The organism is Photorhabdus antumapuensis (assembly GCF_020387775.1).
Taxonomy (GTDB): Bacteria; Pseudomonadota; Gammaproteobacteria; order Enterobacterales; family Enterobacteriaceae; genus Photorhabdus; species Photorhabdus antumapuensis.
On record NZ_JAHZMK010000081.1, the window covers coordinates 1 to 12,044 of the forward strand.

Here is a 12,044-nt window from a genome sequence, read left to right on the forward strand (position 1 = left end):
GCATTGGCAACGTGTTGACCCAGGTTGGCGACGGTTGGACACTGGGCGTGATGGCTGCGGCGGGGAATATCTTCACCAAAGTCGGGGAGGGGACATCAATTGCGGCCATGATTGGTGCAGGCAACCTGTTTACCCATGTTGGCAGAGGGGATGCATGGGCGTTAATGGGCGGCGCAGTGAACGTCTTTACTAAAGTGGGTGACGGTAATGCGCTGGCCTTGATGGTAGCCGCAGGCAATGTGTTTACTCATATTGGGGATGGCACCAGTGTTGCCCTGATGCTGGCAAAAGGCAATATTGCAACTAAAGTGGGTAATGGCATGACCCTGGCGGCGATGATCGGCAAAGCCAATCTCTTTACCCATGTCGGGGATGGTAATACCTTTGCGGCCATGATTGGGGGGGCCAATGTGCTGACAAAAGTCGGTAATGACCTGACCGCCGCCTTAATGGTAGGGAAAGCCAATATCTATTCGCATGTGGGTGATGGCACCAGTATCGGTTTGTTTACCGGTGAACTGAATGTGATGACCAAAATCGGTGAGGGGACAACGCTGGCGGCCATGTTTGGTAAAGCCAATATCATGACCCATGTTGGGGATGGCTTAACGGGTGTCTTGGCACTGGGTGAGGCCAATATTGTTACCAAGGTGGGTGATGATTTTATGGGGGTTGTTGCGGCAGCGAAAGCGAACGTTATTACCCACGTGGGCAACTCAACGACGGCGGCTGTTTTGTTTGGCAAAGGCAATATTCTGACCAAAGTAGGAGAAGGGGCGACAGTCGGTCTGCTGGTGTCTGATGTAGGCAACGTCATGACTCATGTCGGTGATGGCACGACGGTGGGTTTTGCCAAAGGTAAAGCCAATCTTATCACTAAAATTGGCGATGGCACCGGGGTGAATGCGGCCTGGGGTGAGGCGAATATCCTGACTCAAGTGGGAAAGGGCGACCGTTACAACTTTGCGAAAGGTAAAGCGAACATCATTACCAAAGTGGGTGATGGGCAAGAAGTCACCGTGGTTCAAGGTGATGCCAACATGATCACCCATGTTGGTCACGGTGATGATTATACCGGCGCTTGGGGGCAAGCCAACGTTATCACTAAAGTCGGTGACGGGCGTAATGTGGTGCTTGCCAAAGGTAAGGCCAACATGGTCACTCAGGTAGGCAAGGGAGACAGCTTTAATGCCTTGTGGAGCGAAGGCAATATCGTCACCAAAGTAGGTGATGGTATGCAGGTTACGGTGGCAAAAGGGAAAGCTAACGTGACTACAACAGTAGGCAATGGCTTAAATGTAACCGCTGCTCATGGTGACGCTAACATAAACACCCAGGTGGGTGATGGTGTCTTGGTTAACGTGGCGTGGGGTAAGTACAATGTTAATACCAAAGTTGGCAATGGTCTTAATGTTGCGGCAATGAAAGGCCAAGGTAACGCTAATATCCAAGTTGGTCATGGCTTATACGTTAATGCCTCTTATGCGCGTAATAATGTGGCAATTAAGATTGGTGACGGCGATTTTTACAGCTTGGCTGTTGCATCGAGTAATACAGAAAGCAACAAACTTGCCTCTTTCTTCGACAATATCAAACAAACTGTGCTCGGTGTGGGAGGCAGTCAGGCGATCAACTACTTGGTTCAGGGGGATGAAGCTAACACGTCGGGCACCCATAGAGGCAGAGGCGCGATTAACTTAACCGAAGTTTCCTCCATTGATGGTTTTAAGATGGATGAAATTGATCAAGTGGGTTCGGACTTAAGCAGTCGTCTGAGTAGTTCTATAACAGCGGTAGAAGTACCTGATATTGACTCAATAGAAAGTTCTTTAGCAGGCTCCTTGGATCGAAAAACGCGATCGGTATCAGATCGGAACGAAAACCTAATCATCAATGGTGACTTTGAACAAGGTAATCAAGGTTGGCAGTCAACTCATGGTGTTGAGGCATATAATGCGGCGGGTGCTTACGGCCTTGATAACACGGGTCATGGCTCACGGGTTAGTGAACTTGATGTGGATGTCAGTACCACTATTTACCAGGATCTGAAAAACCGGTCTGAAGGTGAAGTTATTTCATTGAGCTTTGATTTTGCAAAACGTGCAAATATTGTTATGCCCAATGAAGGCATGGAAGTGATTTGGAATGGTGAAAGTGAATTTACCATTACTAATGGTGATACTGCATGGCGAAGTGAAACATTGGAATTAATCGCCAAAGCAGGTACTAACCGCATCGAAATTAAAGGCGTCGGTGATAATAATGGTATTGGCTATATTTTAGATAACGTTGTTGCAAAATCTGTGGGTACACTGCCAACCAATAGTGTTACTGAACATGCCAGGCAAGACCAAGCGGCCAAAAACGCGTTAAGTGATAAAGAAAAAGCCGAAAAAGATCGCCAGCATCTAGAACAAGAAAAAGAGAAACAACTGGCAGCGATTGAAAAATCGAAATCTCAATTGCAATCAACGGATCAGGAAGCGCTTAACCGGAATGGGCAAGTGCAGAGTGAGGCGATAAAAGAAGAAGCTCAAGCAGTGACTGAAGAGCTGACTTTAATAGCTAACAAATTTAAACAACTTAAAGATAAAACTGATGATAGCCGTGAGTTAGGTAGCCATTATCTCGACTATGCGGGGGGAATCTCTGAGGACGTCCAGAAACGGCTGGATGACATCAAGCCGACATTAGAAAAACGGCTGGCAGATATACATCGGGATGCGATTGATACACAGCAAAAAGTAAAAGGTGCGGTTGCTCAATCAGAGGTTGCCGAGACAAAAAGTAAACAAAATCGTGATAAGGCAATTCTTGACGGTGTAGACGCGCAATTCAAAGCAGATCAGAGAAAAGAAGAAGCACTTTCACAACAGCAGCAGGCAGAAAAGGCGAAGGATAACGCCAATATCGCGTATCAGAATGCAGAAAGTCGTGGTAAGCGTGATACCGCGGCGGCGGAAAGTAAAGCGGCTCAGGCCCAAGCTGATGCTAAAGGGGCGCAACTGAGCGCTTCCAAACCTGCTCGGATTGGTGCAAATGGCAGCGGCTTGTCAGGGGAAAAAGCCTATGAGTCAACAGAAGCGGGAGAAACCGGCAGCCATATTGATCCTGAATCAATGCCAGAAGCGAAAAACCGATATTATCAAGGGCTGACCGAAGAAGACCTGCAAGCGTTGGCGGATGCAAAACAAGCCGTTAATCGGTTGCAGATCAACGCGGGAATGCGGGCAAAAAATACCGGTGTTTCGCTTACTCCGCAGTCTGTTGAACCACAATCTGGCAGCATTGTAGTTCCTCCTTCACATGAGACGCGTGAACTCATCAGAAAAGCGCAGATAATTTCGGGTATTAATCTGGAAGGATTGGGTGGCAGCAAAAAAAGGGCGATCGATTCTTCCATACTAAGTCGTGCACAGAAAATCGCCCACATTTACCGTTGGCTTGATAATGGTAACGCTAATACGCCGGACGGATATATCCCTGTTCCCGGATTTAAACGTGTTAGTGCCGATATTTCCGATAAAACCAGACAACGGATAGTAACTTTTGTTGAAAGGCACCTCAGAAATACCAATGCCAAAAACAAAGTACCTGAGAATGAAGCTGCATCTTTAGCGAAACTGTTTGTTGACGCGACTCTGGATTATGACTGGGATAAACGAGTTGAGTTTATTACAAAACTAGACCGCTATGGCTATAACTTTGAACCTGCCCGCGATGACAAAAGTATTGTTTCATTCTGGTCTGGGAAGAGTTTTAGAAGGCATCGAGATGTTCTTGAGGCAGCACAACCGGATGGCAAAAAAATTGTTTACGATGTTGATGTGCAAGGAAACGCTTTTGCGATTCAACTCAATCAGCAACTCATGCGCTGGGGAATTATGTACCTCGCCGATCCTGAAAATAGTGAACATAAAGCGCTAAGATCGGCAATTGATGCGGCTACGTATAGCAACACCGGTTTCTGGAGTTCCGTCTATGCCGCAGGATCACGGGGTGATGTGTATTTGATCTCTGAGGGTGGCTTACGTCTTGGGAACTATTTCTGGAATGTTGAATTACCTGTATTGCGTAAACTGCAACGTGAAGGATTAGTGGGTAAAATTCGATTGCTGGATAAACCGGCAAGTGAATATAACGGATTGCCTACAGAATCGATTGGCCGCAAATTAACAGAGGCGGGTATTACTGTGCAGGCACGGTTTGATGCTTTGACTATTGAAGAGCAGAAAAAACGGCTGGCGGTTAACCCCGGTGGTTATAAAGCCGATACCGTTGTTGAGCTCGATATTAAGCTCAGTGCTATCGACACTATGCTAAATCAGGCATTGCCGTTTTATGGATTACGTACAGAACGTAACTTATTAGTGCAAAAGAGTGATGAAGGATTTGAGGTGCGTTCATGGCCAGGTAATGGTAATGAATTTAAGCGAATTATTGTAAAAAATACGACCAGTAATAATCTGCTTAAAGCGGTTGAACGTTTTATTCTTGCTAATTACGACAATTATGCACAGTTACCTGATGAGTTATATTTCATTGAAGATCGGATTATATCTCATCATCAAGGACATACCCGAATTCTTACTGAGAAAGTGAATGGCATCTGGAAACCCGTGCCAAAATTGATGTCGGTGAGTGAGTTCCAGGCAGTCGCATCTGTTGCAGGTAAAATTCGTGGTGACAGTTACCAAAAAGTGATTGATGCATTAGAGCGTTATCACAATGCCCGACAAGGAAGAAAAGACGATGAATTGGATGTGATTGGAAAATTATCCGATTTGCGCCAACAGGTTGAAGGTTATCTCTTAGGTCATCCTGACTCAGGTCGTGTACCCGCAATGAAGGACTTGTTGTCTCAAATTGACACGCGCTTTGAAGAGTCGATGGTGCTTGCTGAATCCACTGTGAGAATCTCAGAGCAAGGCGATTTCAGTAGTCTGTATGATAAGCTTGGCAGTGCCAATCTTAAGGATTCAAAACACTTTTATGTTGATGAAAATGGCGATTTTGTCACTCGGGGTAAGACAAATATTCATATTAACCAGAAAGCGGAAAATTTTGATAAAGCGGTTGAGCAAGTCAAAGCAGCGGTTATTAAAGAATATGGTCAAGATGTTTCAGATGCCGTCTTCTCGAATCTGAAAGCCAGCGATTTATCGAACGATGGTAAAGGTATTGATGTCTCTGGTTTAAGAAAGATCCATCAGGCGATTGAACAGCATTTATCTCCAATAAGTGCCACACTGTTTGTTTGGAAACCAAGCGATCATAGCCAGTTAGGGCACGTCGCCATGCAAATTGGTCAGGGACGAGCGCATATTAATGCGGACGACGCAGGCGCTATCAATGAGAAAAATTATGTCAGTTGGTGGCCTTCGTTGAACCATAGAACGCTTGAAGCAGATGTCGCCTTCGAAGAGCATGATAAGTTTGGTCTGGAAGATGGTGATCGTAAATTACAACGTTTCATTGAAAAGCTGCAATTCGCACAAGGGGTAGATATAACCTTCAAAGATGTTACTGAAGGTTTTGCTATGATGGCATTGGAAAATCCTGCGTTGCTGCAATCAGCCGGTATTCCTGAGCAGATATACCAGCCATTTGTTGAAATGTGGAATGATCGCCAATATGAGATGGCAGATGTTGGCAGACTTTTTGCGGAAGAACTGCGATATCAAGCCGATAAAAATGTACAAGACCCTCAACTGGCAGAAAAACGTGTTGCTAATGTCATTCGTGAATTTAAAGATCGAGAGTTGAAGAATATTCGGGACTTTAAAATCAGCGAAGCCGATCAAGGGCGCGTATTCCGCATTAACCTTGAAGGTCTGGATGTGGCGGCAATGCAGGCGGAATGGAATAAAATCAGCAGCGATCCTAATGAACATTATCAATTGCTGACGAATAACTGTTCAAGCATCATTGCCAGAGTATTAAAAGCAGGGGGGGCAGAGAAACTTGTCGGTCATAAGTGGCTGCCAAAATTTGGTACCTGGACGCCAACTGAGTTGTTTAATTATGCTCAGGTGCTTCAAGAAGCTCAGCTTGAAATAATAGCAAAAAAACAAAGCCACTCTCCCGTGGAAGAGTTAGCCGCGTTATCGGGCAAAGATAAGGCATTAGAAACAGTCGTCATGGAGAATGATGGCACTCCATTATTGAATGAACTTATTACCAAGGATGGTTTGCGAGATCCTTTGCTTAATAGCTTACAAGCCACATCAGCGGCAGAGTTAGTTCACAAACCAGTCAATCGCTGGCAAACAGTGGAAGTGACACCACAAACCGATGGCCGTGAGACTCGTTTTGATGGTCAAATCATTATCCAGATGGAGGATGACCCTGTAGCAGTTAAAGCAGCGGCTAATCTGGCGGGTAAACATCCGGATTCCAGCGTAATTGTTCAACTTGATTCTGAGGGTCAATACCGTGTTGTTTATGGTGATCCGGCTAAATTATCAGACAAATTGCGTTGGCAGCTTGTAGGGCATGGTCGTAGCGAATCAGAGCGGAATAACACTCGTCTGAGTGGTTACCGTGCCGATGAGCTGGCAATAAAACTCAAACAATTCACTCGGAGCTTTGGTCAGGCGGGTAAACCAGACCACATTAGTATCGTGGGCTGTTCGCTGATTGGGGATGACAAGCGAGATGGTTTTGCTCGTCACTTTATCACTGCGTTAAAAGAGCAAGATATCCACACGACGGTTTCAGCTCGTCGTAGTGAAGTTGCCGTTGATGTCACTGGCCGTAAATTTACGCGAAATAAAAATAATCAATGGGTTAACAGCCTGATTGATAACAAAATCGTATTGAATTGGAATGAACGAGGCGAACTTGAAACGCATTCAGAGCGAGTGCGTCGCAATATTGCTGAAAGCGATATCAACCTTTCTCGTGTCGGTATTGCGGATGCCGATACGCCAGCTAAAGGTGCAATTGTGAATGATGCCGATATTTTCACGGCACCAGAGAAGCGCAAAAATAAAATTGAAACTGATTCAAGTCATGTATCGAATAACCCGCTAAGTTACTCGGGTAATATTCAGGTAGATGTAGGGAATGGCGAATTTACTGCGCTCAATTGGGGAACATCGAACATTGGCATCAAAGTAGGTATTGGTGGCTTTAAGTCATTGGCCTTCGGAGATAATAATGTGATGGTGCACATCGGCAATGGTGACAGTCAACACAGCTTCGATATTGCAGGTTATCAAGCGCTTGAAGGGGCGCAAATGTTTATTGGTAATCGTAACGTCAGTTTTAACAAGGGTCGTAGTAATGACCTGATTGTGATGATGGATAAATCCCTACCAACGCCACCATTGGTTAATCCATTTGATGGTGCGGCCCGTATTTCCGGTGTATTGCAAAGCATTGCCCATTCTGGTGAAGAGCAGGACTGGCTAGCGGCGCAAGATCAGCAATGGACAATCGCTGGCGCGAAAAAATTTGTTCAGGATATGTCTGGTTTGGATCAAACCAGCAGCGTTGACTATAAGACGCTAGTTGATTTGGGTTCTCAACATGAGCGTAGTAGCCGTGGTCTGAGAAGTGATACGGAAGCAGCGCTGAATAAGCAATTCAACCAGTGGCTAAGCAATAATGGCAACAGTGTTGATATGGGCAAAATGAGCCGTGCAGATAAATTCCGTCAGGCTAATGAGAAACTGGCATTCAACTTTGCAGTCGGGGGGCAGGGTGCGGATATTCAGGTGACCACGGGTAACTGGAACTTTATGTTTGGTGACAATATCCAGTCGATTCTCGACACTAACTTAGGTTCGTTGTTTAGTTTAATGACTCAGCAATACTCGACAACCGGTATAGCGCAGACGACTTTCACCTATAATCCACAGGATTTGCCACGCCAGCTTAAGAACAAATTCCTTGGTCGGTTAGCCAGTGTGAATGCAGATACCACTTTAGCGGATATTTTTGCTGTGGATTACACTGCGGATGGTCGTATTGTCTCCCGTGGAGACGAGCCGGTGGATGGTGTGGCTATTCTAAAAGAGATGATTGAAGTCATTGGAAAATTTGGTGGTGAACAACTGAAAGTTTTCACTGATCCAGATAAATTGCTCGACGGCCTGAAATCTCACCTCAATATGGGGACGGATGGCATTAAATCCTTTGCTGAGAGTCATGGACTGAAACAGAAAGAGCCTGATGAAAATAAAAATGAAAATGAAAAAGCGCAAAGCAGTACGCCAGCGACTATGGGGACGGAGAGCACCAAACCAGAAAGTACATTGGGTTTTCATTCGCTGAATTTGCCTAACTTGTTTGCGACGATGTTCAGTAAAGATAAACAAGAAGAGATGAAGTCATTAGTGACCCATCTGAAAGAAAATCTAACCACGGATCTGCTCAATATGGAGCAGAAAACGTTTGATTTCTTGCGTAACAGCGGTCATCTGCAAGGGGATAGCGATATCCATGTATCGTTGGGGAACTACAACTTCAACTGGGGCGGTGATGGTAAAGATCTTGGCGCCTATCTGGGCGATAACAACAACTTCTGGGGTGGCCGCGGAGATGATGTTTATTATTCAATCGGTACTTCCAACATCTTTGCGGGCGGTGCAGGTAATGATCTGGGCGTCCTGATGGGACGTGAGAACTGGATGTTTGGCGGTGATGGCGATGATACTGCGGTGGTAGCCGGACGTATTAACCATGTGTTCATGGGTGAAGGTAATGACCAGACGTTTGTCTTTGGCGAGGGTGGCTTGATTAATACCGATAAGGGCCAGGATTACGTTGTCACCTCCGGCAACTACAACCGGGTGGATACCGGAGAAGATCAGGATTATGCCGTGACCATTGGTAATAACAACCGGGTTGAATTGGGTGCAGGTCATGACTTTGCCAGAGTATTTGGTAATGACAACCAGATTGACGGCAACGCTGGTAATGATGTGATTAAACTGTTGGGCTACCATGCGGTGATTAATGGTGGAGAAGGTGATGACCATCTGATAGCGGCCACTATTTCGAAGTTCAGCCAGTTTGATGGCGGTGATGGTCAGGATCTACTGGTGTTAGGCGGTTATCAGAACCGCTTCCAGGGTGGAACCGGTGTAGACAGTTTTGTGGTCAGTGGTAAGGTGATTGACAGTCAGGTTGATGATATCAATACAGAAGATATGATTGTCTTTGACGGCATTGACTGGCAAAACCTATGGTTCCAGCGTAGCGGGTATGATCTGGTGTTATCAGTAAACCGCCATATTGAGGATAAAACCGCTCAGGGGGAATTTGAATCAATAGGTTCAGTCACTTTTAGCAATTACTTTAATGGTAATCGTGCCAAACTGGTGGCGCGGATGGGGGATAAGAATGCGTCGAGGGAGCGTGAGTTTACTGCTCTATCGGATAATGCGGTTGATACCTTGATCCAATCAATGAGCAGTTTTGCGCCGACAGCGGGTGATAATGGTTTTATTGAAAATCTGGACAGTAAGGCGAAAATTGCTATTACGACGGCGTGGTCAGATACCACTATTGGCAAGGCTCAGTTCGCATAATTAATTCTCTAGAATAAAAGTAGAACGAGTAATAAAAATGGCTCACAGAGTGGGTGAGCCATTTTTTGCTATTGACTGATTAATAGTTATTTTTATTAATGAATTTTATTTATCATTATTATTTCCTTACTAAAAAAGTAGGATATTATTATCTTATTTACTTATATTGTTTTAATCGTTATAATCTGTGTGGTTATTTATGGAAATGGAATAAAATAATTGATCGTGATTGATGAAATTTTATATCTTAGTTTAGTTGTTACTTTATTATCTTCTCTGTATTTTCAATATTATCGCGGAAAAAAACATCTGCGTTAACGATCTTTTTGAGTTTTTTATTTATCTCATTCGATGGATTTGTTTTAAGGTGTTTATAAATGCATCAAATTGAAACTTTGCTGAGCTTAATGTTTTCTTTGATATATACGTTTTATTAATAAATTACTTTTTTGGAAAAAGTATGTTTGATAAATTCGTGCAAACAATATCTGATATTAATTTTAATAGCGATTTTTTCTTTATTTAATTCTTTGCTATTAAAAAGTCAGAATATTTCACTGTTTCGTGAGAACTTGAATATTCAAAATAACTGCCCTATCCGTTAGGTGCAGTGGTTTTCTGTTTAACTTCAATAATAAATTAAAGGACTATTGATGGGGAAATCATCAAATAGAAGTACAGAGTACTTCTTTACTGGAAAATATTACGACGATAATGACGGTAACAGTATTACTGCTATTGGTATTGGTGGTGAAGTTTATGCTTATGGCGGAGATGATGATGTTACTGTTGGCTCATTAAAGGTCGATGTATACCATACGAATGGTGAACTTTCGGTAAAGGGAGCCTCAGGTTATACCGGTATTAGTAAAACGGGAAATGGTGGCTTATCATTTGCCGGCGCAGCCGGTGCGGCTTTTATTGATCACACGGGTGAGACGGGAAATTTAAATTATTCGGGTGCTGCTGGCTATAACAAACTGGTTCGTAAAGGTTTATCTGGAAATACAAGTTTTAAAGGGGCTGGTGGATACAATGAATTATGGCATGAAACTGATCAGGGAAATGTCTATTTTGCTGGCGCAGGAGCGGCTAACAAAATTGACCGTACCTGGTTTAATCATTATGAGGGTACTCAAGGCGATGTGACATTTAACGGCGCAGGCGCTGCAAATAGTATCGATTCGCGGATAGAAAGCGGTGATGTCATTTTGAATGGTGTTGGTGCTGATAATCATATTGTACGTAAAGGTAGAGAAGGTAATATTATCTTGCGTGGTGCGGGGGCCGCGAATCGCATTGAACGTATACGCCATAGTGAAGATGGATATGGACAGACACAGGGCGATATTACGCTTGAAGGTGCGGGTGGTTATAACAAACTCTATTCTGATGTTGCTCACGGTAATATTCATTTTACTGGTGCAGGAGCTTATAACGAAATTACCCGAGCAGGTGCGATAAATGAAATAGAATTTGCTCAGGCTAAAGATATTGTTATGACATCAGCAACAATGGAGGGCCGCTGGATTCAACAATCCCAGCAAGTTAAAGCAGTTAAATCCGATGTAGAGCCTGATACTTATCTCTTTGCCATTGCCAATAATGTTAATACTAAAGTTGTCGCTGTACGGCTGCAAAATAATCCTGATACCGGTAAGCTCCGTTATTATGCCACTTCTTGGTATAAGGAGGGTAATCATCTTAAAGATATTGCTAAGGAAAATATCAATGTAAATAATGGTTTTATCCCCGTTAAAAGGGAAGGTGCCATTACACTTGCCAATATTAATTTTGTATATCGACAAGAAACCACAATACAGGGTGTTGAGGAGGCATTATTAACCGATAAATGGGTGAATTATTCTGATGGTACTAACATTAAAGCGAAAAATGTCACACTGGGTAATGCCAAAATGGGAGGATACGCGATCTCTTCTAATGGGCTGAAAATCGATGTCTCTCCGGTTAAATCAAACGAGCAACCGGATACTTATGTATATGCAATATTTCTGGAACCTTATACTAAAGTGGTTGAGGTTAAGTTGGCGAATGATTATGAAACAGGAAAGCTGAAATATATTGCAAAATCTTGGTATAAAAAAGGTGACCATACTGGCCGTTTAGCGGAAGAAAGTTTTTCCTATCCTAGCGGTTATCAATCAATAGGTGCTGGTTATACGTTAAGTCAACTTCACTATGATTTAAATATAACAGATGATATTGCTGATTGTTTGACTGATATTGAAGGTTATTCTGAGCAAGATCTTATCAAATCATCAAAGAATGGTGGTGATAGTACCGGTAATATTTATTTTATTGGTGCGGGTGGTGGAAACATTATTGTATCCAATGTGACGAACGGTAATATTAATTTCACAGGAGCGGGGGCGGCGAATGTTATTTTGCACGGCTCAAAATTCGGTGATACAACTTTTGAGGGGGCGGGTGCAGCCAACGTCATTATAAAAAGTGGTGAAAATGGCGATCTGACATTTCATGGTG

The 12,044-nt window shown here is 43.7% G+C and carries 2 protein-coding genes; both read left to right on the plus strand.

Annotation, left to right across the window (positions count from 1 at the left end; translation table 11 throughout):
- A partial coding sequence (gene rtxA / locus KZ793_RS21720; RefSeq protein ID WP_225817176.1) for an MARTX multifunctional-autoprocessing repeats-in-toxin holotoxin RtxA occupies positions 1-9,539 on the plus strand: 9,539 nt, incomplete at its 5' end.
- 653 nt (positions 9,540-10,192) lie between these two features.
- On the plus strand, positions 10,193-12,044 hold a 1,852-nt coding region (rtxA, locus tag KZ793_RS21725), incomplete at its 3' end, for an MARTX multifunctional-autoprocessing repeats-in-toxin holotoxin RtxA (protein WP_225817177.1).